Source organism: Pseudomonas sp. LBUM1659 (assembly GCF_059716045.1).
Genome location: NZ_CP166797.1, coordinates 5817262 through 5840650 on the forward strand (window position 1 = coordinate 5817262; position 23389 = coordinate 5840650).

Annotated in this window: 23 protein-coding genes; 8 read left to right on the forward strand and 15 right to left on the reverse strand. The window is 59.2% G+C overall.

Annotation, left to right across the window (positions count from 1 at the left end):
- Positions 1-106: 106 nt before the first annotated feature.
- Positions 107-1141, reverse strand: a complete 1035-nt coding sequence (gene argC, locus ACA048_RS26625) for an N-acetyl-gamma-glutamyl-phosphate reductase (protein ID WP_007947970.1) — start codon at positions 1139-1141, stop codon at positions 107-109.
- Positions 1142-1276: 135 nt separating this feature from the next.
- Here argC and hemJ point away from each other — a divergent pair, with 135 nt between their 5' ends.
- From hemJ to coq7, 6 genes are all read left to right on the forward strand, one after another.
- The gene (gene hemJ / locus ACA048_RS26630; protein WP_497626934.1) at positions 1277-1705 is read left to right on the forward strand and encodes a protoporphyrinogen oxidase HemJ; all 429 of its coding nucleotides are present in this window, start codon (positions 1277-1279) and stop codon (positions 1703-1705) included.
- 33 nt (positions 1706-1738) lie between these two features.
- Positions 1739-2707, forward strand: a complete 969-nt coding sequence (locus tag ACA048_RS26635) for an NAD(P)H-dependent flavin oxidoreductase (protein ID WP_497626935.1) — start codon at positions 1739-1741, stop codon at positions 2705-2707.
- A 97-nt stretch (positions 2708-2804) separates the two neighbouring features.
- Positions 2805-3782: a DUF805 domain-containing protein gene (locus ACA048_RS26640; protein WP_497626936.1), complete on the forward strand. Its 978-nt coding sequence runs from the start codon at positions 2805-2807 to the stop codon at positions 3780-3782.
- Positions 3783-3843: 61 nt separating this feature from the next.
- Positions 3844-4632 (forward strand): SDR family NAD(P)-dependent oxidoreductase, encoded by a 789-nt coding sequence (locus ACA048_RS26645; protein ID WP_497626937.1) that lies wholly within the window; start codon positions 3844-3846, stop codon positions 4630-4632.
- A gap of 61 nt (positions 4633-4693) precedes the next feature.
- Positions 4694-5032, forward strand: coding sequence for a histidine triad nucleotide-binding protein (locus ACA048_RS26650; RefSeq protein WP_497626938.1), 339 nt, complete (start codon positions 4694-4696; stop codon positions 5030-5032).
- Positions 5033-5140: 108 nt separating this feature from the next.
- On the forward strand, positions 5141-5788 hold the full coding sequence (gene coq7, locus ACA048_RS26655) for a 2-polyprenyl-3-methyl-6-methoxy-1,4-benzoquinone monooxygenase (protein ID WP_497626939.1): 648 nt from the start codon (positions 5141-5143) through the stop codon (positions 5786-5788).
- Positions 5789-5934: 146 nt separating this feature from the next.
- Here the strand turns inward: coq7 and ACA048_RS26660 are convergent, their stop codons facing one another.
- Positions 5935-6357, reverse strand: a complete 423-nt coding sequence (locus ACA048_RS26660) for an OsmC family protein (protein ID WP_007994936.1) — start codon at positions 6355-6357, stop codon at positions 5935-5937.
- 236 nt (positions 6358-6593) lie between these two features.
- Between ACA048_RS26660 and crp the strand changes: the two genes are divergently transcribed.
- Positions 6594-7238, forward strand: a complete 645-nt coding sequence (gene crp, locus ACA048_RS26665) for a cAMP-activated global transcriptional regulator CRP (RefSeq protein ID WP_027926750.1) — start codon at positions 6594-6596, stop codon at positions 7236-7238.
- Here the strand turns inward: crp and ACA048_RS26670 are convergent.
- The 4 genes from ACA048_RS26670 to ACA048_RS26685 all read right to left on the reverse strand — a co-directional run bounded on the left by ACA048_RS26670 (position 7235) and on the right by ACA048_RS26685 (position 10578).
- Positions 7235-7936: a lipoate--protein ligase family protein gene (locus ACA048_RS26670; protein WP_497626940.1), complete on the reverse strand. Its 702-nt coding sequence runs from the start codon at positions 7934-7936 to the stop codon at positions 7235-7237. The genes crp and ACA048_RS26670 overlap by 4 nt on opposite strands.
- A 156-nt stretch (positions 7937-8092) precedes the next feature.
- Positions 8093-8929: an indole-3-glycerol phosphate synthase TrpC gene (trpC, locus tag ACA048_RS26675; protein ID WP_223514854.1), complete on the reverse strand. Its 837-nt coding sequence runs from the start codon at positions 8927-8929 to the stop codon at positions 8093-8095.
- The gene (gene trpD, locus ACA048_RS26680) at positions 8926-9975 is read right to left on the reverse strand and encodes an anthranilate phosphoribosyltransferase (RefSeq protein WP_497626941.1); all 1050 of its coding nucleotides are present in this window, start codon (positions 9973-9975) and stop codon (positions 8926-8928) included. The genes trpC and trpD overlap by 4 nt, the downstream gene beginning before the upstream one ends.
- Before the next feature lie 9 nt (positions 9976-9984).
- Positions 9985-10578, reverse strand: coding sequence for an aminodeoxychorismate/anthranilate synthase component II (locus ACA048_RS26685; RefSeq protein ID WP_007906885.1), 594 nt, complete (start codon positions 10576-10578; stop codon positions 9985-9987).
- A gap of 410 nt (positions 10579-10988) precedes the next feature.
- Between ACA048_RS26685 and estP the strand changes: the two genes are divergently transcribed.
- On the forward strand, positions 10989-12899 hold the full coding sequence (estP, locus tag ACA048_RS26690) for an esterase EstP (RefSeq protein ID WP_497626942.1): 1911 nt from the start codon (positions 10989-10991) through the stop codon (positions 12897-12899).
- 62 nt (positions 12900-12961) lie between these two features.
- Here estP and trpE read toward each other — a convergent pair whose 3' ends face one another.
- From trpE to ACA048_RS26735, 9 genes are all read right to left on the reverse strand, one after another.
- Complete coding sequence (gene trpE / locus ACA048_RS26695) at positions 12962-14446, reverse strand: anthranilate synthase component I (protein WP_497626943.1); 1485 nt, start codon at positions 14444-14446, stop codon at positions 12962-12964.
- A 71-nt stretch (positions 14447-14517) separates the two neighbouring features.
- Positions 14518-15336, reverse strand: coding sequence for a phosphoglycolate phosphatase (locus ACA048_RS26700; RefSeq protein WP_497626944.1), 819 nt, complete (start codon positions 15334-15336; stop codon positions 14518-14520).
- On the reverse strand, positions 15333-16007 hold the full coding sequence (gene rpe, locus ACA048_RS26705; RefSeq protein ID WP_027926743.1) for a ribulose-phosphate 3-epimerase: 675 nt from the start codon (positions 16005-16007) through the stop codon (positions 15333-15335). The genes ACA048_RS26700 and rpe overlap by 4 nt, the downstream gene beginning before the upstream one ends.
- A 115-nt stretch (positions 16008-16122) precedes the next feature.
- A complete protein-coding gene (locus ACA048_RS26710; RefSeq protein WP_497626945.1) occupies positions 16123-17271 on the reverse strand; it encodes an iron-containing alcohol dehydrogenase in 1149 nt (382 codons plus the stop codon).
- A gap of 559 nt (positions 17272-17830) precedes the next feature.
- Entirely contained in the window at positions 17831-18655 is an 825-nt protein-coding gene (locus ACA048_RS26715; RefSeq protein WP_497626946.1) for an ABC transporter permease, read from the reverse strand.
- Between the two features lie 12 nt (positions 18656-18667).
- Entirely contained in the window at positions 18668-19915 is a 1248-nt protein-coding gene (locus tag ACA048_RS26720) for an ABC transporter permease (RefSeq protein ID WP_223514876.1), read from the reverse strand.
- Between the two features lie 189 nt (positions 19916-20104).
- Complete coding sequence (locus ACA048_RS26725; RefSeq protein ID WP_497626947.1) at positions 20105-21148, reverse strand: ABC transporter substrate-binding protein; 1044 nt, start codon at positions 21146-21148, stop codon at positions 20105-20107.
- Positions 21149-21193: 45 nt separating this feature from the next.
- Positions 21194-22318, reverse strand: coding sequence for an ABC transporter ATP-binding protein (locus tag ACA048_RS26730; RefSeq protein WP_497626948.1), 1125 nt, complete (start codon positions 22316-22318; stop codon positions 21194-21196).
- A gap of 331 nt (positions 22319-22649) precedes the next feature.
- Positions 22650-23303, reverse strand: coding sequence for a response regulator (locus ACA048_RS26735; protein ID WP_497626949.1), 654 nt, complete (start codon positions 23301-23303; stop codon positions 22650-22652).
- Positions 23304-23389: the final 86 nt, after the last annotated feature.

Consider the following 23389-nt stretch of genomic DNA (forward strand, 5'->3'; position numbering starts at 1 on the left):
TAGAAAAGCGGTCAACTATTGTTACGGTATATCAATCAAGCAAATCGTCGGGCCAGAATGCAAAAAGGCCCACTGAATGGGCCTTTTTGCTGTGCGGGTTAGCGCCTTAGGGCAGCATGCCCGCGTGGGACAAGCCCAGACGCTCATCCAGACCAAACAGGATGTTCATGTTCTGCACCGCCTGACCCGACGCACCTTTCACCAGGTTGTCGATCACCGACAGCACCACCACCAGATCGCCATCCTGCGGACGATGCACGGCAATACGGCACACGTTGGCACCGCGCACGCTGCGAGTTTCCGGATGGCTGCCGGTCGGCATCACGTCGACGAACGGTTCGTTGGCATAGCGTTTTTCAAACAACGCTTGCAGATCGACCGAGCGATCCACGACGGTCGCGTAAAGCGTTGAGTGAATGCCACGAATCATTGGCGTCAGGTGCGGAACGAACGTCAGACCGACATCCTTGCCCGCTGCGCGACGCAGCCCCTGGCGGATTTCCGGCAAGTGACGATGACCTTTGACCGAGTAAGCTTTCATGCTTTCTGACGTTTCGGAGTACAGCGATCCTACGGAGGCACCACGCCCGGCACCGCTGACGCCGGATTTGCAGTCAGCGATCAAACGAGTGGTATCGGCCAGACCCGCTTCGAGCAAGGGCAGGAAACCCAATTGCGTAGCGGTCGGGTAGCAACCCGGAACGGCGATCAAGCGAGCATCCTTGATCTGCTCACGATTGACTTCCGGCAAGCCATAGACCGCTTCTTCCAGCAGTTCCGGCGCACCGTGCGGCTGGCCGTACCACTTGGCCCACTCTGCGGCGTCTTGCAGACGGAAGTCCGCCGACAGGTCGATGACCTTGGTCCCGGCCGCGAGCAGTTCGCCGGCCAACGCATGGGCAACACCGTGAGGCGTGGCGAAGAACACCACATCACAGGCCCCCAGCGTCTTGATGTCCGGAACGCTGAACGCCAAGCCGTCGTAATGGCCTCGCAGGTTCGGGTACATGTCGGCCACGGCCAGGCCAGCCTCGGATCGGGAAGTGATCACTACCACTTCAGCTTGCGGATGCTGTGCCAACAGACGCAGCAGTTCGACACCGGTGTAACCCGTGCCGCCGACGATACCGACCTTGACCATAAACCTGCCCTCAACGAACCCACTGGAAAGCCGTCGATAATAGGGTGCGTATCGTCCTGCTACAACCAGCAAGGTGACGTGTGGATGCTCAAGCCTCTACTATCCGGGCTACCGTGAACCTGGGAATAACTAAAAATGCTTTATCTGTGGCTCAAAGCGCTTCACATCGTCAGCATGGTCTGCTGGTTTGCCGGCCTGTTCTACCTGCCGCGCCTGTTCGTTTATCATGCGCAAAGTGAAGACACCGTCAGCAAGGAACGCTTCAGCATCATGGAGCGCAAACTGTATCGCGGCATCATGGGCCCGGCGATGATCGCCACCCTGATTTTCGGCATTGCGCTGATCGGCCTCAACCCAAGCATCTTCAGTCAGGGTGGATGGATTCACGCCAAACTGACGCTGGTTGTGATCCTGATCGGCTACCACCACATGTGCGGCGCACAGATGAAGCGTTTTGCCCGTGGCGAAAACACCCGCAGCCATGTCTTTTATCGCTGGTTCAATGAAGTCCCGGTTCTGATATTGCTGGCTATCGTAATTCTGGTCGTGGTTCGGCCGTTCTAACGTCAATAATCACAACTCACCGGAGTACTTCCAATGTCGCTGCCCGCTCTGCTCGAACAACGTTTGCGTTTGCCCGTGGTGGCTGCGCCGATGTTCCTGATCTCCAATCCGCAATTGGTGCTCGCCTGCTGCCGTAATGGCGTGGTCGGCAGTTTCCCCGCGCTGAACCAGCGCGAGAGCAGCGGTTTCAAGGCCTGGCTGGAAGAGATCGAAGCAGGTTTGGCGACACTGGAGAATCCGGCACCTTATGCGGTCAATCTGATCGCCCACAACAGCAACCCGCGCCTGCAAGCGGATCTGGAGATCTGCATCGAGCACAAAGTGCCGATTGTGATCACAAGCCTGGGCGCCGTGAAAGAAGTGGTCGACGCCGTGCATAGCTACGGCGGTTTGGTATTCCACGACGTGACGACTCGCCGCCATGCGGAAAAAGCCGCCGAGGCCGGCGTGGACGGTTTGATAGCCGTGGCCGCTGGCGCCGGAGGCCACGCTGGCACGTGGAGCCCGTTCTCACTGATCGCCGAAATACGTCAGTTCTTCGACAAGACCCTGCTGTTGGCCGGCTGCCTGAACCACGGCCACGAGATTCTTGCCGCGCAATTGCTCGGTGCGGATTTGGCCTACTTCGGTACGCGATTTATAGGCACTACTGAAAGTCATGCGCCTGACGCCTACAAGGAGATGTTGCTGACTTCCAGGGCGGCGGACATCGTCCATACTCCAGCGGTGTCGGGCGTACCGGCGAGCTTCATGCGCCAAAGCCTGGAAGCAGCAGGTTTCGACATGGCAGCCCTGCAAAACAAGGGGGAGGTCAACTTCGGTTCCAAACTCAAACCGATCAGCGATGAAGCCAAGGCCTGGAAAACCGTGTGGTCTGCGGGCCAGGGCGTCGGGGAAATCGATGATTTGCCGAGTGTCGATCAATTGGTCGCACGGCTGGATGCGGAATACCGGAAGGCACTGGAATTGGCGGCACAGCTGCCAAAGCGCTGGCCGCGCTGAGATGAATGTTTCGGCCAGCCACGCCCGGCTGGCCCTACACTCCATCCATGCCTGTAACACTTCCTAACTCAAACACTCGCGACAAGGATGCCTCGCAATGAGCGAAAACCGTTTCAAGATCGTGTTCGACGGCGCTCTGCTGCCAGGTGTTGACCTCACTACCGCCAAACAGAGTCTCGCCGCGCTGTACAAAAGCGAAGTCGCAGCGATCGAGCGGCTGTTCACGGGCAAGACCGTCACGCTCAAGCAAGGTTTGTCGCAAGTCGAGGCGCAAACCTACCTTCAGGCACTGACGAAAACCGGCATCAATGCACGGATCGAAAGCGAATCGTCCATTGAGCTGAACCTGGCCGACGCTCACGAACACCTTCCCGCCAAGGCCCAACCTGCCTTCGTCGACCCGGTGTCCCCTTACGCCCCGCCTCAGGCTAGCGTCGGAGAAAGCCTGCCAGCTTTCGCCACACTCAAGCCGTTCAGTGTCGAAGGGCGTATCGGTCGCTTGCGGTATCTCGCGTGGACGATGGTCCTGACCCTTGTGATGCTGGGTGTCGGATCGGTACTCGCCATTTTCGCCTTGGCCCTGATCAGCGCAGACTCGACTGCCGGCCTGATTGGCGGTGGCCTGGTGGCGCTGATCCTGTTCATCGCGGTCGTGGTCGTCAGCATTCAGATCAGCGTGCAGCGTTTACACGACATCGGCTGGTCCGGGTGGCTTTGGCTGTTGAACTTCGTCCCGTTCGTGGGCAGCCTCTTTCCGTTCGTGATCATGGTCGTCCCCGGCTCCAACATCGCCAATCGCTACGGCCCACCTCCACCGCCCAACAGCACCGCCGTCAAAGTGCTGTCTTCGTTGTGGGTGGTGTTTATCGCCATCGCCTTCGTGGCTGCGCTGTCCGGCGGTTTTACTGCGATTCAGCAGGAGTATGAAAGCGCCGCTGAAAGCAGCTATGACAGCAGCTCCATGACGACCGACGAGGTTGAAGTCGAGCCGGCCGAAGCGACCGAAACTGCACCGGATTCTGCAGACGATGAAGCCGATGAAGCCCACTCCCCTGTAGACTCTGCGAAAGAATAAACAGCGCTCCCCGCCCGTGACACCTGCGTCGCGGCGCGGAGCTGTTGCGATGGAGAACTGCATGACCCGTTACGCTCTGATCACCGGCGCTTCCAGCGGCATCGGCCTGGCGATGGCCGAAGCGCTGGCCCGGCGTGGCCGCAGCCTGATTCTGGTGGCCCGACAGCGTGATCAGCTGGAAAGTATTGCGATAGAACTGACTCAACGTTTTGGCGTGGAAGTGCTTTTCCGTGCCTGTGACCTCGGCGAGCCGCTGCGGCTGTCGGGGTTTCTGCTGGAACTGGAGGAAGGCGACCGTCAAATTGATTTGCTGGTGAACTGCGCTGGCATGGGGACTTGCGGTCCCTTTCTCGCTCAAGACTGGATGACCGAGCAGGACCTGATCGAAGTGAACATTCTGGCACTCACCCGCCTCTGCCACGCCATCGGAAACAGCATGGCCTTGCAGGGTGGCGGGCAAATCCTCAATGTTGCCTCGGTCGCCGCGTTTCTGCCCGGCCCGTGGATGAGCACTTATTACGCCAGCAAGGCGTATGTGCTGCATTTTTCCGAAGGTTTGCGCGTCGAGCTCAAGAAATGCGCAGTCAAGGTCTCGGTGCTCTGCCCCGGCCCGACGCGCACCGGTTTTTTTCGTACCGCGCAGTTGGACACCGGCAAACTGATCGACAGCAAAATACTGATGAGTCCCGAAGAAGTGGCGCTTTATACCGTGCGCGCCCTGGAGAAAAATCGCGCGATCATTATTCCAGGCCGACGCAACCGTTGGCGCGCCTTTCTGCCGCGGCTCGGCTCTCGCTGGTTAAACCGGACAATCGCCGGCATGGTCAACAAGGTTTACTGCCCACGCTGAATGGTCCTACGGTAAAACCATGGGTACACTCAGGCCAGCCAAAACAACGGAGAAAACAGCTGTGGATACTCTGTTCACCAAGATCATCAATCGGGAAATCCCGGCAAAGATCATTTACGAGGACGACCAGGTACTGGCCTTCCACGATATCAACCCACAGGCACCGGTGCATTTTCTGGTGGTCCCGAAGAAACCCGTGCGCACCCTCAACGACCTCACCGAGGACGACAAGGCACTGGCCGGGCATATTCTGTTCACCGCGCAGCGTCTGGCGCTGGAGCTGGGTTGCGAAAAAGGCTTCCGCATTGTCATGAATTGCAATGAGGAAGGTGGACAGACCGTCTATCACATTCATATGCATGTGCTGGGTCAGCGCCAGATGCACTGGCCGCCGGGCTGATTGCAGACTGTTCCAGGGGAGTGGCCAGCCACTCCCGCATGACCCAGCGCAAACCTTCCCCGGCCGATTGGGTTAAACTGGCCGCCGAGATTTTTCCCGGAGGTCAGCATGACTACCCAACGTCACTACTCGCCGATTGACCGTCTTCTGCTGCAAGCTGACGCCGCCATGCGCACCCTGTTGCCCTTCGGCGGCCAGCCCTGCCGTCCGTCGCCGGCCATCGTCCAGCCCGATGCGAAATTGAGCGATGAAGACACCCGGCACGTTGCCGGCCTGATGCGCATCAACCATACCGGCGAGGTCTGCGCTCAGGCGCTGTATCAAGGGCAAGCCCTGACTGCCAAGCTCCCGCATGTGCGTGCCGCCATGGAGCATGCTGCCGAAGAAGAGATCGACCATTTGGTGTGGTGCGAGCAACGCATTCATCAGCTGGGCAGTCACACCAGCATTCTCAATCCGCTGTTTTATGGCATGTCGTTCGGGATCGGTGCGGTGGCCGGGTTGATCAGCGACAAAGTCAGCCTGGGGTTCGTTGCCGCCACTGAACATCAGGTGTGCAAGCACTTGAATGAACACCTTGAGCAATTGCCAGCCGAGGACGAAAAGTCCCGGGCGATTCTTGAGCAGATGCGAATTGATGAAGAACATCACGCGGAAAGTGCACTGGATGCCGGAGGGCTCCGTTTTCCGGCACCGGTCAAGTTCGGGATGAGTCTGTTGGCCAAGGTGATGACCAAGAGTACTTATCGGATCTGACCTCAGGGGCTTTTCGCAGGAGCATGGCTTGCCCGCGATGGCGATCTCGAGAACGCTATCGCGGGCAAGCCTTGCTCCTACAAAGGTTTTGCGACAGACATAAAAAAGGCGACTGCCGTGAGGGAGTCGCCTTTTTTGTGCCTGACTCAACCGAGTTCGATGATCTCGTAATCGTGGGTAATCGCCACGCCTGCCGCACCCAACATGATCGAGGCCGAGCAATACTTCTCTGCCGACAGCTCGATGGCGCGTTTGACCTGGGCTTCTTTCAACCCGCGCCCCTTGACCACAAAATGCATGTGAATCCTGGTGAAGACTTTAGGGTCCTCGGTCGCACGCTCGGCTTCGAGGAAGGCTTCGCAGCTTTCGACGGCCTGACGGGACTTCTTGAGGATGCTGACCACGTCGAAATTGCTGCAACCGCCAACACCGAGCAGGAGCATTTCCATCGGCCGGACACCCAGGTTGCGACCGCCGGCATCGGGCGGACCGTCCATGACCACCACGTGACCGCTGCCGGATTCACCGAGGAACATGGCTTCGCCAGCCCATTGGATGCGTGCCTTCATCGCCAAGACTCCACTGTCTAAAAAAGGGTCGCCAGCTTAGCACAGGGCCCTTGATTGACAGCGTCTCACCTTCCTAGGACGCAAGTGTCTACAACGTAGGTAAATTCTCAAATCTTGAAGGAAACGTCTGTTAAGCTGGCGCCAATTCACTGGCGCATAGCCAGCTTTGCATCGACCGTTGTCGGCGACTCACAAGAAAACCAACACACACCGTGAAGTCTTTTCGGGATACAACCATGGTTGCTATTACCCCAATACCCAAAATCAAAAACCTCGACAAGCTGTTGATGCATTGCCAACGCCGTCGCTATGCGGCCAAGAGCAACATTATTTGTGCGGGCGATCGCTCGGAAACGCTGTTTTTCATTATCAAAGGCTCGGTCACGATCCTGATCGAGGATGACGACGGTCGTGAAATGATCATCGCCTACCTGAACGCCGGGGATTTTTTCGGGGAGTTGGGGCTGTTCGAACAGGCCGGACTGGAACAGGCACGCAGCGCTTGGGTCCGCGCGAAGATCGAATGCGAGGTCGCGGAAATCAGCTACGCGAAATTCCGCGAGCTGTCCCAGCAAGATCCAGACATTCTTTACGTCCTCAGCGGACAAATCGCACAGCGTCTGCGCAACACCACGCGCAAGGTCGGTGACTTGGCGTTCTTCGACGTGACAGGTCGCGTCGCCCGTTGCCTGCTGGAACTGTGCAAGCAGCCGGACGCGATGACCCACCCGGACGGCATGCAGATCAAAGTGACCCGCCAGGAAATCGGCCGGATTGTCGGCTGTTCGCGTGAAATGGTCGGTCGCGTGCTCAAAGATCTGGAAGAACGCAACCTGGTGGACGTCAAAGGCAAGACCATGGTGGTCTTCGGTACGCGCTAAACCTTGAACATGTCTGCCAGCAACTGGCGATAAAGCGCATCGAGCCGACCGAGCGCATCGGGCGCGGCGAACTTCTCATGCAGGGCGATGTGGCTTTCGGCGCGAACGCGCTGATCCAGACCGCAGGCTTCATTGAAGCAATTGACCGCCGCCACCATCGATTCGCGCTCGTTATCCAGCAACAACGCACCGTGCACCAACCCGACCGGACGCGTGCCGCCCTTGCTTTGGCGCCAGCGTTGAGCGGTACCGACCATCTTGCGGCCATCAAGGTTGACGTTGAAACGGCCGTCGCAGAATGCGCCATCGATTTCGCCGAGGGACGACACGCCGCCCAGTTCGTCCAGCAACTGGCAGATCGGATCGCAGAGTCGGCGATAGGCGGTTTCGATCCGGTTCTGGTCGCCTTCACTGCGTGGTGGTGCGTAGACCAATGCGATGTTGATGGTTGATGCCGATTGCGGCACCGGTTCGCCGCCGGTTTCACGCAATAGGACCGGCCAACCGGCAGCGGCTGAAACTTCGCAGGCCGCGTCAAAACCGGGCAGACGATTCAAGCGTCGGGGCATGACCAAGGCCCGGTCGCTGGGTTGCCAGAACAGCAGGCCGAATTCCGAATCGGCGGCGCAGACCGATGCCAGCAAATCCTGTTCGGCTTGCAGGCCGGCTTCGATCGTCAGATTGGTCGGCTGGGTCATGGAATACTCCGCAAGGTTTTAGATCTTTGGAAACTTCGAGGGCCTCTTCGCGAGCAAGCCCGCTCCTACATTTGATCGTCGCTACCTGGATGAGCGCGGATTAAATGTAGGAGCGGGCTTGCTCGCGAAGGGCGCACCACGGTTTTCCTGTCGGAATCAGTCGAGTGTAGAACCACTCACCGCAGTACCGCGCTCCGGGAAGAACAGACGTTGCAACTCCGTCCCCGGGCTTTCGGCGCGCATGAACGCCTCGCCAACCAGGAACGCATAAACGTCGCTGATTTCCATCAGCTCGACATCGGCGCGGTTGAGGATGCCACTTTCGGTAATCACCAGACGATCACGAGGGATACGCGGCAACAGGTCGAGTGTGGTTTCCAGGCTGACGTCGAAGGTGTGCAGGTTACGGTTGTTGATGCCGACCAGCGGTGTGTCGAGGGTTTTCAAGGCCCGCTCCAGCTCGTCGCCGTCGTGAACTTCCACCAGCACATCGAGGCCGACACTTTTTGCCACGGCAGCCAGCTCGGCCATTTTCACGTCATCCAGCGCGGAAACGATCAACAACACGCAATCGGCGCCCAGCGCCCGCGCTTCGACGATCTGATAAGGATCGATCATGAAGTCCTTGCGGATCACCGGCAGTTTGCACGCCGCCCGGGCCTGTTGCAGATACGCATCGGCGCCCTGGAAATAATCGATATCGGTCAGCACCGACAAACACGTCGCGCCGCCCTTTTCATAGCTCTTGGCGATGTCGGCGGGAACGAAGTTCTCGCGGATCACGCCCTTGCTCGGCGAGGCTTTCTTGATTTCTGCAATCACCGCCGGCTGCTTGAGCTTGGCTTGCGCCAACAACGCCTGGGCAAAACCACGGGGTGCATCGGCCGCCTTGGCCAGACTTTCCAGCTCGGCCAGGCTCACACGAGCGCTACGCTCGGCGACTTCCTGGACCTTGCGCGCCAGAATGTTTTCCAGAACCGTCGGTACACTCATCCTTCATTCTCCACTTTGAATACCGCGGTAAATGCACCCAACTCCTCCAGTTTCTCCCGAGCGAGGCCTGTGTGCAGCGCATCGTGCGCCAGGGCAACGCCTTCTTTCAAACTGGTTGCATGGTCGGCGGCGTACAGCGCGGCACCGGCATTGAGCATAATCATCTCGGCGGCTTTCTGACCGCTTTCGGTTTTGCGTTTGCCCAAGGCATCGCGAATCAATTCCAGCGAGGCCGCCGGGCTTTCGACTGCCAGCCCATGCAGGCTCTGGCTTTTCATGCCCAGGTCTTCCGGCTCGACCCAATATTCGGTGATCTGGTCGTTTCTCAATTCCGCCACAAAGGTCGGCGCGGCCAGGCTGAATTCGTCCAGGCCATCCTTGGAATGCACTACCAGCACGTGCTTGCTGCCCAATCGCTGCAGGACTTCGGCCAACGGCCGGCACAGTGCCTGATTGAACACGCCCACCACCTGATGCTTCACGCCGGCCGGATTCGTAAGCGGGCCGAGCATGTTGAAAAGGGTACGCAGGCCAAGCTCCTTGCGCGGACCGGCGGCGTACTTCATGGCACGGTGGTGAGTCTGGGCGAACATGAAACCGATGCCGACGTTGTCGATGCATCGAGCCACCTGAACCGGCGTCAGGTTCAAGTAGATACCAGCCGCCTCCAGCAAATCGGCGCTGCCGCTTTTGCCCGACACCGCACGGTTACCGTGCTTGGCCACAGTGCAACCAGCCGCTGCAACAACGAAAGAAGAAGCGGTCGACACGTTGAAAATGTTGGCACCGTCACCGCCGGTACCGACCACATCGACCACGCCGTCGAGGGTCTTGAGTTCGACTTTGTCCGCCAGCTCGCGCATGACCGACACCGCGCCGACGATTTCGTCGATGCTTTCGCTCTTCATGCGCATGGCCATCATGAATGCGCCGATCTGCGCATCCGTGCATTGGCCGGTCATGATTTCGCGCATCACATCGCGCATCTCATCGGTGCTGAGGTCGAGATGATCGACGATACGGCCCAGGGCTGTCTTGATATTCATGAAAAGTCCTTAGCGCGTGCCGCCGGTTTGTTTGAGGAAGTTTGCGAACAGCTCATGGCCCTGCTCGGTGAGAATCGACTCGGGGTGGAACTGCACGCCTTCGATGTTCAGTGTCTTGTGGCGCAAGCCCATGATCTCGTCGACCGAACCGTCTTCAAGTTGGGTCCAGGCGGTGAGCTCCAGGCAATCGGGCAGGGTTTCACGCTTGACGATCAGCGAATGATAGCGCGTCACCGTCAGCGGGCGATTCAGGCCTTCGAATACGCCCTTGTCCTCGTGGAATACCGGGCTAGTCTTTCCGTGCATCACTTGACGGGCGCGAACCACATCACCGCCAAAGGCCTGGCCGATGGACTGATGGCCGAGGCAGACGCCAAGAATCGGCAGTTTGCCGGCGAAATGCTTGATCGCTTCAATCGAGATCCCGGCTTCGGTCGGGGTGCAAGGACCGGGGGACACCACGATGCGCTCTGGGTTGAGGGCTTCGATTTCAGCGATGGTCAGCTCATCGTTGCGCACGACTTTGACCTGGGAGCCGAGCTCACCGAGGTACTGCACAACGTTGTAGGTAAAGGAGTCGTAGTTATCGATCATCAGCAACATGGCGTTTTGAACCTCTTGAATTCACTGACTTTAAAGATGGCCTTCGAATGAATTACCCGCAGCGCGCTGCGCTTTGTCAGGTGCTGGAGTAGCGCCAGCAAAGCGGCATTTCAAACAGGTAACGAAGGCAAAGCGGGTACAAGTCCGGCGGGGCCGGCAAAAAGAATTCAGGCGCGCCAACGCCAGCGGGCGTGTGCCTTGATGACTTGATCCAGGAGTTTACTGATGATCAACACGGAGAAGGTCTCTTTCATACGTCCGGGCACAGTAACTTAGCCGGGCAGAGCGTGCAATATGGCCGGGGCCACTGCTCGCGAAACTATCAAAGGCTTCGCGACAGATGGCAAAAGGCTGGAAGTTTTTGGTACTGTCGTTTCGTTCACTACAACAATAAATAAATGGACTTGCTCATGATCAAACAGACGTTGTTTGTACCGCTCGCAGGATGCTTGCTCGCGATGGCCTGCGCCCAAGCGAACGCCGCACCGAATCCTTACACTAATTTCGTCGTCTTCGGCGACAGTCTCAACGACGCCGGAACCTTTGCCGACACCGGCGGGCCTGCCGGGGCGACGCAACGCTATACCAACCGGACGGGGCCGGTTTATCTGGATGGCAGCGGCGAAATCCGCTCACTCAACTCCACGCAGATACTGGGTGGAAAACTGGGGTACACCGCGGACCAGACCGCGTCATCGAATTCGGCGGTGCGCGCCAGCAATGGCCAGCCCGATGGCAACAACTGGGCCGTCGGCGGTTATCGCACCGATCAGATTCTCGATTCGATCACCAGTATTTCCGACACCGGCGAGCGTACCCGAGCGGGTTACCTGCCTTCGAACAACTTCCGTGCCGACCCGAACGCGCTGTATTACCTGTCGGGTGGCGGTAACGACTTCCTGCAGGGCCGCGTCACCAGCCTGCCTCAGGCCAGTGCCGCCGCCGACCGATTGGCTGATAGCGTACAGACGCTGCAAACCGCCGGCGCAAAATACGTCATGGTCTGGCTGCTGCCCGATATTGGTTTCACCCCGGCGTTCAACGGCTCCCCGCTGCAAGCGTTCACCTCCCAGCTCAGCGCCCAATTCAACACTGAACTGGTCAGCCGACTGCAGAACATCAATGCAGAAATCATCCCACTCAACATTCCAGTGCTTCTCAAAGAGACGTTCGCCAACCCGGCGCAATTTGGCCTGGCCACCGACCAGAACCTGAGCGCCACCTGCTTCAGCGGCAGCGGCTGCACCGAGAACGCCCGTTACGGTATCAACAGCGCCACACCAGACCCGACCAAGCTGATCTACAACGACTCGGTACACCCGACCGAAGCCGGGCAACGCCTGATTGCCGATTATGCGTATTCGCTGTTGTCAGCGCCGTGGGAGCTGACGCTACTGCCGCAAATGGCCCAAGGCACCCTGCGCGCGCATCAAGATGAACTGCGCAACCAATGGATGGCCGATTGGGAAAACTGGCAAGGCGTTGGTCAATGGCAAGCGATCGTTGCCGGCGGTGGCCAGCATCAGGATTTTGACGATCAGGGCAGCGCCGCCAGCGCCGACGGTAACGGTTACAACCTGAACATCGGCGGCAGCTATCGCCTCGACGATGCCTGGCGCGTGGGGGTGGCGGCCGGTTTCTACAACCAGAAACTCGAAGCCGGGAATAACGACTCCGACTACAAGCTCAACACGTACCTGGGCACCGCATTCGCCCAATACCAGCAAAACCGCGTGTGGGCCGACATGGCGTTGACGGGCGGGCATCTGGACTACGACAGCCTCAAGCGTAAATTCCAGCTGGGCGCCAACGAACGCAGCGAAAAAGGCGACACCAGTGGTTACGTCGAAGCCGCTAGCGCTCGCATCGGCTACGACATCGCACAACAAGCCAGCAGCCCTTGGCACCTGTCGCCGTTTGTCAGCGCCGATTTCTCCAAGGTAAAAGTCGATGGCTACTCGGAGCAAGCCAGTGACTCCACAGCGCTGACCTTTGCTGATCAGGAGAGTATTTCCCGGCGCCTCGGCGTCGGATTGCAGGGCAAATACCAGATCACCTCACAAACCGAGGTATTCGGCGAAGTGGCTCACGAGCGTGAGTACAACGACGATACCCAGGACGTGTCAATCAGCCTCAACAGCCTGCCGAACAATCAGTTCACGCTGGAAGGCTACACCCCGCAAACCAATCTGAACCGGGTGAACCTCGGGGTAAGCCACAACCTCACCAAGGAACTGGCACTGCGCGCCAGCTACAACATTCGCAAGGATGACGACTTTACTCAGCAAGGGATTAACCTAGGGGTTGCGCTGGACTTCTAAATCGCGAGGCCATAAAAAAACGCGGCGCCCTCACAGGCGCCGCGTTTTTTTATGCTGAACACTTACTGTGGAGAGGGGGTTTGTTCGGCCAGGGCCACGGCGCGGAACATCGCTCGCCGTTTGTTCAGGGTTTCTTCCCATTCCAGCGCCGGCACCGAGTCGGCGACGATGCCGCCACCGGCCTGCACATGCAGTTCGCCGTTCTTGATCACTGCGGTGCGGATCGCAATCGCGGTGTCCATGTTGCCGTTCCAGGCAAAGTAACCGACCGCGCCGCCGTAGACGCCACGTTTCACCGGTTCCAATTCGTCGATGATTTCCATCGCACGAATCTTCGGTGCGCCCGACAACGTGCCAGCCGGCAGAATCGCCCGCAGCGCGTCCATCGCCGTCAGACCGGCCTTCAACTGCCCGGTGACGTTGGACACGATGTGCATCACGTTGGAATAACGCTCGATGACCATCTTCTCGGTGAGCTTCACCGAGCCGATTTCCGAGACCCGACCGGTGTCGTTGCGGCCCAGGTCGATCAGCATCAAATGCTCGGCGATTTCCTTGTCGTCGGACAGCAGGTCTTTTTCCAGTGCCAGATCGGCTTCTTCGTTGGCGCCGCGTGGACGGGTGCCTGCAATCGGGCGCACGGTAATCAGATTGTCTTCGACCCGCACCAGCACTTCCGGCGAACTGCCGACGACATGGAAGTCGCCGAAGTTGAAGAAGTACATATAAGGCGTCGGGTTGAAGCAGCGCAGCGCCCGGTACAGATCGATCGGCGCAGCCTTGAAGTCGATCGACATGCGCTGGGACGGCACGACCTGCATGCAGTCACCAGCCAGGATGTATTCCTTGATGGTGTCGACGGCTTTTTCGTAATCGTCCTGGGTGAAACTCGAACGGAACACCGGATCAGCCGACTGCTGCTTGCTGAAATCCAGGCCACGGCGCGGTGTGATCGGCTGGCGGAGTTTTTCCAGCAATTCTTCCAGACGTTCCAGGCCTTGCTCGAAAGCACCGGCCTGGGTCGGATCAGCCAGCACAATCGCGTGCATCTTGCCGGCGAGGTTGTCGAACACCACGACGGCGTCGGAAACCATCAGCAGAATGTCCGGCACGCCCAGTGGATCCGGGTTCGGGCATTTGCCCAAGCGCTTCTCCACGTACCGCACGCAGTCATAACCGAAGTAACCCACCAGACCGCCGTTGAAACGCGGCAGGCCGGCGATGGTCGGCACGTTGTAACGGGCCTTGAAGGTTTCAACGAAGGCCAACGGGTCTTCAACGTCGTGGCTTTCGGTCTCGACGCCGTCGACGGTCACACTGACGTGATGGTCATGCACCCGCAGCACGGTGCGGCACGGCAGACCAATGATCGAATACCGGCCCCACTTTTCCCCGCCCTGAACCGATTCCAGCAGGTAGGAGTTCGGCTCGTCGGCCAGTTTCAGGTAGATCGACAGCGGCGTGTCAAAGTCAGCCAGGGTTTCGCAGGCAAGCGGGATGCGGTTGTAGCCGGCAGCAGCCAAACGCAGGAATTCTTCGCGGATCATAGGGTAGCCTCGTGGCTTGAGGGTCTAACGGTCAGGTATGCAAACGCGCCGGTACGCCGGCCAGGAACAAGTCAGGCGCGCCAACGCCAGCGGGCCAGGGCCTTGATGACTTTCATCCAGAGTTTGCGAGTGACCACCACGATGGCGTTTCCAGCAGGGGGTTGAACAGCGTCGCGCAACGTTATCTCAGCGGCTGGATCCAGGCAACCGGGAATTAGTTTGCGCAGATCGTCGATCACCAGCGCCGGCGACTCTTCGGCGATCGGCCGGCCATGGTTATAGCCGTAACTGAGCGCCACACACTTGACCCCTGCCGCTTTCGCCGCCAGCACATCGCTGCGCGAATCGCCGACGAACAAGGATTGCGAGGCCGGGATGTTGGCCATTTTCATCACGAAAAACAGCGCGGCCGGATCGGGTTTTTTCTGCGGCAAAGTATCGCCACCGATGATCCATTTGAAGTAGCGGCCGATTTTCATCTGATCCAGCAACGGCGCGACGAAACGCTCCGGTTTGTTGGTGATCAGCGCCATCTCCACGCCCTGCTTGTGCAGCCACTTCAAGGTGTCGCGCACACCGGGGTAAACCACGGTCAGCTCATGGCTTGCGCCATAGGCCTGCATGAAAATCTCCAGCGCGTGTTCAGCCTCAACGTTGTCGACGGCAGAGTGCTCGATGGCACCCGCCAGCGCACGACGCACCAATACCGGCGCGCCGTTACCGACCCATTCACGTACCGACTCGATGCCGGCAGGCTGGCGGCCCAGCTTGAGCAGCATGTTATCCACAGCCGCTGCGAGGTCCGGGAGCGAATCGATCAGCGTGCCATCCAGATCGAACATCACCAGCCGCGGCAGACGCCCCGGGAACAACTGCTCAAAACCACTCATGGGCGAGCCAGTGCCAGTTCGGCGCGCATCTTCTCGATCACTTCCTGATAGTTCGGCGCATTGAAAATCGCCGAGCCCGCAACGAAAGTGTCAGCGCCAGCGGCGGCGATTTCACGGATGTTGTTCACGTTCACGCCGCCGTCGATTTCCAGGCGAATGTCACGCCCGGAGGCATCGATCAACGCCCGCGCCTGACGCAGTTTGTCGAGGGTGCCAGGGATGAACTTCTGCCCGCCAAAGCCCGGGTTGACGCTCATCAGCAAGATCATGTCGACCTTGTCCATCACGTATTCGAGCACGCTCAGCGGGGTCGCCGGATTGAACACCAGGCCCGACTTGCAGCCGCCCTCGCGGATCAGTTGCAGGGAACGGTCGACGTGCTGCGAGGCTTCCGGGTGGAAGGTGATGTAGGTCGCGCCGGCTTCAATGAAATCACCGACGATGCGGTCCACCGGGCTGACCATCAGGTGCGCGTCGATTGGCGCGGTCACGCCGTACTTGCGTAGCGCCGCGCATACCATCGGGCCGATGGTCAGGTTGGGCACGTAATGGTTGTCCATGACATCGAAGTGCACGAAGTCGGCACCGGCGGCCAGGACGTTGTCCACTTCTTCGCCCAGGCGGGCGAAGTCGGCGGAGAGAATCGACGGAGCAATAACGAAGGGCTGCATGACGCACCTTTTTGAGCGGAATCACGATGGCGCGCATTGTATACCTCATACTTTGGCGCGCGCACTGTGACCGCGATGATTGGGCCTGCCTTCGATCATTATGTGACGGCAGGCTCTAGTACGCCGCTCGGTAGATTTTCTCGATATCGACGGCACTCAGTTTGCGAGGATTGTTGCGCATCAGGCGCTCGATCCCCGCCGCTTCCGCAGCCATGGCCGGGATGGCGTCTTCGGGAACACCGAAACTGCGCAAGCCCAACGGGATTTCTACCGCTGCACACAGAGCGGTCATCGCCTCCACGGCTTTGTCCGCCGCTTCGTTGGCGCTCAGATGAGCGGTCTTCACCCCCATGGCTTCGGCAATATCTTGCATGCGCTCAACGCACGCCATCTTGTTCCAGGTCATGACATAAGGCAGCAACAAGGCGTTGCTGACACCGTGGGCGATATTGAAACGTCCGCCCAACGGGTACGCCAACGCGTGCACCGCGCCGACCCCCGCATTGCCGAACGCCATGCCCGCCATCAGGCTGGCGGTGGCCATGTCTTCACGGGCCTGCAGGTTGGACGGATTGGCATAGGCCTTGGGCAGCGCTTTGGCGATCAGTTTGATGGCGCCGATGGCCAAGGCGTCGGTGATCGGCGAGGCATTGACCGACAGGTAGGACTCGATGGCATGCACCAGCGCATCGACGCCGCTGGCAGCGGTGACACTGCGCGGACAGGTCAGGGTCATTTGTGGACTGACCAGCGCCACGTCCGGTAATAGATAGTCGCTGACGATGCCTTTTTTCAGCTGCGCGACCTTGTCGGAGAGGATGGCCACGTTGGTGACTTCCGAACCCGTACCGGCCGTGGTCGGGATGGCGATCAGCGGCGGGCCTTTGCGCGGCACTTGATCGACGCCGAACAAATCTTCGAGTGCGCCGTGATAACCGGCATACGCCGCCACGCTCTTGGCGATGTCTATGGCACTGCCGCCGCCTAAACCAATCAAGCCGTCATGCCCGCCGTCGCGATACACCCGCATGCAGTCTTCGACGATGGCGATTTCCGGGTCTGGCAGGACCCGGTCGAAAATCTCGTAGGACCGGTCTCCCAGTTGTGCCAGCGCCAATTCGACCGTGCCGGACTGGACCAGCGCCGCATCGGTAACGATCAGCGGGTTATCGACATCAAGACGCGTCAGTTCAGCGGCGAGCTGCTCGATGGCACCTGCGCCGGTGATCAATTTGTGAGCGATTTTGAAAGAGGAAAGACTCATCGTGCGCAGCCTCTTATAGGTAGGGGAGCTGGGCACAATAGTAGCTGGGGATTGGGGGTTGTCTGCTATTCAGGACATGAATGACCGAAGCCGGGTTTCCACACCGTCCCTGTAGGAGCTGGCTTGCCAGCGAAAGCGGTGTATCAGGTACACCGCGTTGCTCCATTCGCCGGCAAGCCGGCTCCTACAGAAGGACATGAATGACCGAAGCCGGGTTTCCACACCGTCCCTGTAGGAGCTGGCTTGCCAGCGAAAGCGGTGTATCAGGTACACCGCGTTGCTCCATTCGCCAGCAAGCCGGCTCCTACAGAAGGACATGAATGACCGAAGCCGGGTTTCCACACCGTCCCTGTAGGAGCTGGCTTGCCAGCGAAAGCGGTGTATCAGGTACACCGCGTTGCTCCATTCGCCGGCAAGCCGGCTCCTACAGAAGGACATGAATGACCGAAGCCGGGTTTCCACACCGTCCCTGTAGGAGCTGGCTTGCCAGCGAAAGCGGTGTATCAGGTACACCGCGTTGCTCCATTCGCCAGCAAGCCGGCTCCTACAGGGAGTGGTATCAGACCTGGGCGGTACGCAGTTTTTCGCTGCGACCGCGCAGCCATTCCAGGGTCAGCAGCAGGATCACCGAGAAGGCGATCAGCAACGTCGCCGCAGCCGCAATCGTCGGGCTGAGGTTTTCGCGGATCCCGCTGAACATCTGCCGTGGCAAGGTCGCTTGTTCCGGACCGGCCAGGAACAACGTCACCACCACTTCATCGAACGATGTCGCAAAGGCAAACAGCGCCCCCGAAATCACGCCCGGCGCAATCAACGGCAACGTCACCCGGCGAAACGCCGTCAGTGGCGAGGCACCCAGGCTTGCAGCGGCGCGCACCAGATTCTGGTTGAACCCCTGCAACGTCGCCGACACGGTGATGATCACAAACGGCACACCCAACACCGCGTGCACCACGATCAGCGAAAAGAAGCTGTTGCCCAACCCCAACGGGGCAAAGAACAGGTAACTCGCTACACCAATGATCACCACCGGCACTACCATCGGCGAAATGACCAATGCCATGACCAGCGCTTTGCCCGGAAAATCGCCGCGCGTCAGGCCAATCGCCGCGAGCGTACCGAAGACCATCGCCAACACCGTCGCCGCCGGGGCAACAATGATGCTGTTCTTGAGTGAGCGCATCCATTCCGCCGAGGCGAAGAAGTCTTGATACCAGTGGAGCGAAAAGCCTTGCAGCGGGTACACCAGGAAACTGCCCGAGTTGAACGACAGCGGAATAATCACCAGCACCGGCAGAATCAGGAACAACAGAATCAAGCCGCAGAGAATCCGCAAACTGTAGAACCACACCCGCTCAACGGGCGACATATAAGGACTCAGCATTTCGTTCTCCCCTTAGCTCAGGCGCAGGCGACTGGCGCCCACCAGCCAGCTGTAAATCAGATAAAGCACCACGGTCGCCAGCAGCAACAGCCCGCCCAGTGCGGTCGCCATGCCCCAGTTGATGCTGGTGTTGGTGTAGAAGGCGACGAAGTAGCTGACCATCTGATCGTTCGGGCTGCCCAGCAACGCCGGGGTGATGTAGTAGCCGATGGCGAGGATGAACACCAACAGGCAACCGGCGCCGACACCGGCATAGGTCTGCGGGAAGTACACCCGCCAGAAACTGGCGAACGGGTGGCAGCCGAGGGAAATCGCGGCGCGCATGTACGTCGGCGAGATGCCTTTCATGACGCTGTAGATCGGCAGAATCATGAACGGCAGCAGGATGTGCACCATGGAGATGTAGACGCCAGTACGGTTGAACACCAGTTCCAGTGGCTTATCGATGATGCCCATGGCCATCAGGCCGCTGTTGATCAGCCCGCCCGATTGCAGCAATACGATCCAGGCGGCGACGCGCACCAGGATCGAGGTCCAGAACGGCAGCAGGACCAGAATCATCAACAGGTTGCTTTGACGCGAAGGCAGGTTCGCCAGCAAGTAGGCCAATGGATACGCCAGTACCAGGCAGATCGCCGTAATGATCAGGCCCATCCAGAAAGTCCGGGCAAAAATGTCGAGGTAAATCGCCTGGTCGGGTGTGGCCGGGGCCAGTTCGCCGAGGTCATCGATACGATGATCGACCGCCGCCAGCAGGTAGTAAGGCGTAATGCTGCTGACGTTGCGGCGCACGGCCTGCCAGTAGGCCGGGTCGCCCCAGCGCTCGTCGAGACCTTCCAGCGCTTCTTTATAGGAGGCCGGTTCAGTGGCGAACGGCAAGGCGCGGGCGGTTTTGGTCAGCAGGCTGCGGTAGCCGGCCAATTCCATGTTCAAGCGCTTGGACAAGTCGCCCAGGGTTTGATTCTTGCGGGCTTCGGCGAGGTCTTCGCTGGCCGCTTTGTAAACCGGTTCAGCGGGCAGGCCTCGGCCGTCCCAGCTAGCGATGGCCGACACGGTGCGCGGCATGCCGCCGACCACTTCCGGGTTACCCACGCTTTTGTAGAGTAGCGCCACGATGGGCACCAGGAACACCAGCAACAGAAACAGCACCAACGGCGCGATCAAGGCTTGAGCCTTCCAGCGGTTGATCCGCTCGGCGTGCTTGAGTCGCTGCTTCAAGGTGGGGTCAGTGCCCGCGTTCAGGGGAATGGCGGTGGCCATGGCGTACTCCGGAAATCTTTGATCGTTACAGAAGTGGCACTCTTTGAGGGCAAGGCCACTTCTGTTCTTGATAACAATTGATCACCTGTAGGAGCCTGGCTTGCCAGCGATGAACGATAACGGGGTCTGGCTGATACACCGTGCCGCCCGGATCGCTGGCAAGCCAGCTCCTACAGGTTCAATCGCAAGTTACTTCGCAGCCCAGGAATTGAAACGCTGTTCCAGTTGCTCGCCGTTGTCAGCCCAGAAGCTGACGTCGATCTGCACCTGGTTGGCGATGTTTTCCGGGGTGGTCGGCATGTCTTTCAGGACATCCTTGGGCAGCAACGGTACGGCCAGGATATTGGCCGGGCCGTAGGCGATGTTTTCCGAGTAGGTCTTCTGCTGCTGTGGCTGCACGGTGAAAGCGATGAATTTCTTCGCCGCTTCTGCCCGTGCTTTATCCAGACCTTTTGGAATCGCCCATGCGTCGAAGTCGTAGATGCCGCCGTTCCACACCACTTTCAGGTTGCTTTCTTTCTGCACGGCAGCGATCCGGCCGTTGTAGGCCGAGCTCATGACCACGTCACCGGAAGCGAGGTACTGCGGCGGTTGTGCGCCGGCTTCCCACCACTGGATGCTTGGTTTCAGCTCATCGAGCTTCTTGAACGCGCGGTCCTGACCATCCTTGCCAGCCAGTACTTTGTAGACGTCTTTGGGCGCAACGCCGTCGGCCATCAGAGCGAATTCCAGGGTGTACTTGGCGCCTTTACGCAGGCCACGTTTGCCCGGGAATTTCTTGGTGTCCCAGAAATCCACCCAGCTGGTTGGCGCGGAAGCCAGTTTGTCGGCGTTGTAGGCCAACACGGTCGACCACACGAAGAAACCCACGCCGCACGGCTGGATAGCGCCTTTGACGTAGTCTTCGGTTTTGCCGAACAACTTCGGATCAAGCTGCTCGAACATGTCTTCGTCGCAGCCACGGGACAGTTCTGGCGATTCAACTTCTACCAGGTCCCAGGACACGCTCTTGGTGTCGACCATGGCTTTGACCTTGGCCATTTCGCCGTTGTACTCACCTGCCACGATCTTGCCGTTGCCTGCCGCTTCCCACGGCGCGTAGAAGGCTTTGACCTGCGCAGCCTTGTTCGCCCCGCCAAAGGACACCACAGTCAGGTCCGGACCCGCGGCCATCGCGTGTGCCGCACCGATCATGCCCATGACCAGGGCGGTGAATTTCAGGGATCTCAACATTTATTGTTCTCTCCACGTGCAGGGTTGGTTGAAGCAGGGGGGCGATCAGTTCGCCTCTAAAAGTGGGTCGAGCGCGCGTACGTGTTCGACCTGCCAGCCAAGCGGTACCACGTCGCCGACAGCCAGCGCGGGATCGAGCTCGGCAATCGGTTGTTTCACGAAGAAGTCGGTCTTGCCGCAGACTTCCAGGCGAACCCGGACGTGATCGCCCAGATAGATGAATTCCGCTACCCTCCCTGAGAAGCGGTTGACGCATGATTCGCTGGAACCATTGAGGCTGATGCGCTCGGGACGAATCGACAGCGTGACCGGTTCGCCGGTCTTGCCGACGTTGACCGCCAGCGCTTCAACTTTTTCGCCGCGACCCAGTTCAACGATGCAGCGATCACCGGTCTGGCTGTGCAAGCGGCCGTTGAGGCGGTTGTTCTCGCCGATGAAGTTGGCGACGAAGGTATTTTTCGGCTCTTCGTAGAGAGTGCGCGGTGGCGCGATCTGCTGAATTTCGCCTTGATGGAACACCGCCACCCGGTCAGACATGGTCAGGGCTTCACCCTGGTCATGGGTCACGTAGACCACGGTCACACCGAGGCGTTGATGCAGGTGTTTGATCTCCATCTGCATGTGTTCGCGCAGTTGTTTATCGAGTGCGCCGAGGGGTTCGTCCATCAGCACCAGCTGCGGCTCGAACACCAGCGCCCGGGCCAGCGCCACACGCTGCTGCTGTCCGCCGGACAGTTGTGCCGGATAGCGCTGAGCAAAGGCGTCGAGCTGGACCATGCTCAGGACTTTCTTGACCTTGTCGCTGACGTCGCTCTTGTTCATGCCGCGCACGGTCAGCGGGAACGCGAGGTTCTCGGCGACGGTCATGTGCGGGAACAACGCGTAGTTCTGGAACACCATGCCGATGTCACGCTTGTGTGGCGGCACGTTGTTGATGGAACGCCCGGACAGCAGGATTTCGCCCGCGGTCGGTGTTTCAAAACCGGCGAGCATCATCAGGCTGGTGGTCTTGCCGGAGCCGGATGGCCCGAGCAAGGTGAGGAATTCGCCTTTGCGAATGTCCAGGTTGAGGTCTTTGACGATCAGGTTCTCGCCGTCGTAGCTTTTCTGCACTCCACGAAAGCTGACCAGAATGTCGCTGGCCCCTGCGTTTGAATCGACCTGGCTCATACCCGCACCTTTGTTGTTGATGACTGCTGTGGGCTAAGCCTAGTGGACACTGCCGGCCACGCAAATCGGGGTGCAGGAGAGAATGGCCTCAGCCGGATGGAAGGTTGGGGGTAGGGATTGCCCTACAAGGATGGCGGGGATGGGTATGTCGATTCGCTATAGCGACGGGCGGTCGGCTGCAAGCCGCAAGAATCGGTAAAAGCGGGTTATCAGGTATGTCGCAAATGGATACGGCTACGCTTCATCCCTTGTAGGAGCACAGCTTGCCGGCGATGGCGTCCTTAGATCGCCATCGCCAGCAAGCTGTGCTCCTACAAGGGTAACGCTACCTTTAGAGGAGTTTGTGTTCCATCGCGTACTTAACCAACTCCGCCAGCGAGGTGATGTTGAGCTTCTGCATCAATCGCGCCTTGTGGGTGCTGATGGTTTTGCTGCTCAGGGCCAGTTGCTGGGCGATGTCATTGACGTTGACACCCAGGGCCAGACGTTCGAACACCGAAAACTCGCGCTCCGACAGCAATGAGTGCAACGGCCGGGAGTCGGTCAAGCCGACTTCGAAAACCATCCGGTCGGCGAGGTCCGGGTCGATGTAGCGCCCACCCGCCGCCACTTTACGGATAGCGGTTAACAACAGCGCCGGATCACTGTCCTTGGTCGCGTAACCCGCAGCACCGACTTTCAATGCCCGAGCGGCCATTTGCGCCTCGTCGTGCATCGACAACACCAGGATGGCCGGCGGATTGTTCAGCGCACGAATCCGCGGAATCGCTTCCAGGCCATTCACGCCCGGCATGGAGATATCCAGCAATACCACCTCGCACGGCACATGACGCAAGGTCTCGAGCAACTGCTCGCCATTGCTCGCCTCCCCCACCACCAGCAAATCCTTGGCCAGGCCAATCAATTGCTTGATGCCTTCGCGGACGATGGTGTGGTCTTCGGCTACCAGTACACGGATCACGTTTTTCTCCAGATTCAAGATCATTCGCGAGCAAGCCCGCTCCCACAGGGGAATTGGGTCAGTACACAAATCTCTGATTCACCCCAATCACTGTAGGCGCGGGCTTGCCC

Coding starts and splice junctions, on each gene's coding strand:
- argC (WP_007947970.1), bottom strand. CDS start 1,141: ATGGTCAAGGTCGGTATCGTCGGCGGCACGGGTTACACCGGTGTCGAA.
- hemJ (WP_497626934.1), top strand. CDS start 1,277: ATGCTTTATCTGTGGCTCAAAGCGCTTCACATCGTCAGCATGGTCTGC.
- ACA048_RS26635 (WP_497626935.1), top strand. CDS start 1,739: ATGTCGCTGCCCGCTCTGCTCGAACAACGTTTGCGTTTGCCCGTGGTG.
- ACA048_RS26640 (WP_497626936.1), top strand. CDS start 2,805: ATGAGCGAAAACCGTTTCAAGATCGTGTTCGACGGCGCTCTGCTGCCA.
- ACA048_RS26645 (WP_497626937.1), top strand. CDS start 3,844: ATGACCCGTTACGCTCTGATCACCGGCGCTTCCAGCGGCATCGGCCTG.
- coq7 (WP_497626939.1), top strand. CDS start 5,141: ATGACTACCCAACGTCACTACTCGCCGATTGACCGTCTTCTGCTGCAA.
- ACA048_RS26660 (WP_007994936.1), bottom strand. CDS start 6,357: ATGAAGGCACGCATCCAATGGGCTGGCGAAGCCATGTTCCTCGGTGAA.
- crp (WP_027926750.1), top strand. CDS start 6,594: ATGGTTGCTATTACCCCAATACCCAAAATCAAAAACCTCGACAAGCTG.
- ACA048_RS26670 (WP_497626940.1), bottom strand. CDS start 7,936: ATGACCCAGCCGACCAATCTGACGATCGAAGCCGGCCTGCAAGCCGAA.
- trpC (WP_223514854.1), bottom strand. CDS start 8,929: ATGAGTGTACCGACGGTTCTGGAAAACATTCTGGCGCGCAAGGTCCAG.
- trpD (WP_497626941.1), bottom strand. CDS start 9,975: ATGAATATCAAGACAGCCCTGGGCCGTATCGTCGATCATCTCGACCTC.
- ACA048_RS26685 (WP_007906885.1), bottom strand. CDS start 10,578: ATGTTGCTGATGATCGATAACTACGACTCCTTTACCTACAACGTTGTG.
- estP (WP_497626942.1), top strand. CDS start 10,989: ATGATCAAACAGACGTTGTTTGTACCGCTCGCAGGATGCTTGCTCGCG.
- trpE (WP_497626943.1), bottom strand. CDS start 14,446: ATGATCCGCGAAGAATTCCTGCGTTTGGCTGCTGCCGGCTACAACCGC.
- ACA048_RS26700 (WP_497626944.1), bottom strand. CDS start 15,336: ATGAGTGGTTTTGAGCAGTTGTTCCCGGGGCGTCTGCCGCGGCTGGTG.
- rpe (WP_027926743.1), bottom strand. CDS start 16,007: ATGCAGCCCTTCGTTATTGCTCCGTCGATTCTCTCCGCCGACTTCGCC.
- ACA048_RS26710 (WP_497626945.1), bottom strand. CDS start 17,271: ATGAGTCTTTCCTCTTTCAAAATCGCTCACAAATTGATCACCGGCGCA.
- ACA048_RS26715 (WP_497626946.1), bottom strand. CDS start 18,655: ATGCTGAGTCCTTATATGTCGCCCGTTGAGCGGGTGTGGTTCTACAGT.
- ACA048_RS26720 (WP_223514876.1), bottom strand. CDS start 19,915: ATGGCCACCGCCATTCCCCTGAACGCGGGCACTGACCCCACCTTGAAG.
- ACA048_RS26725 (WP_497626947.1), bottom strand. CDS start 21,148: ATGTTGAGATCCCTGAAATTCACCGCCCTGGTCATGGGCATGATCGGT.
- ACA048_RS26730 (WP_497626948.1), bottom strand. CDS start 22,318: ATGAGCCAGGTCGATTCAAACGCAGGGGCCAGCGACATTCTGGTCAGC.
- ACA048_RS26735 (WP_497626949.1), bottom strand. CDS start 23,303: ATGATCTTGAATCTGGAGAAAAACGTGATCCGTGTACTGGTAGCCGAA.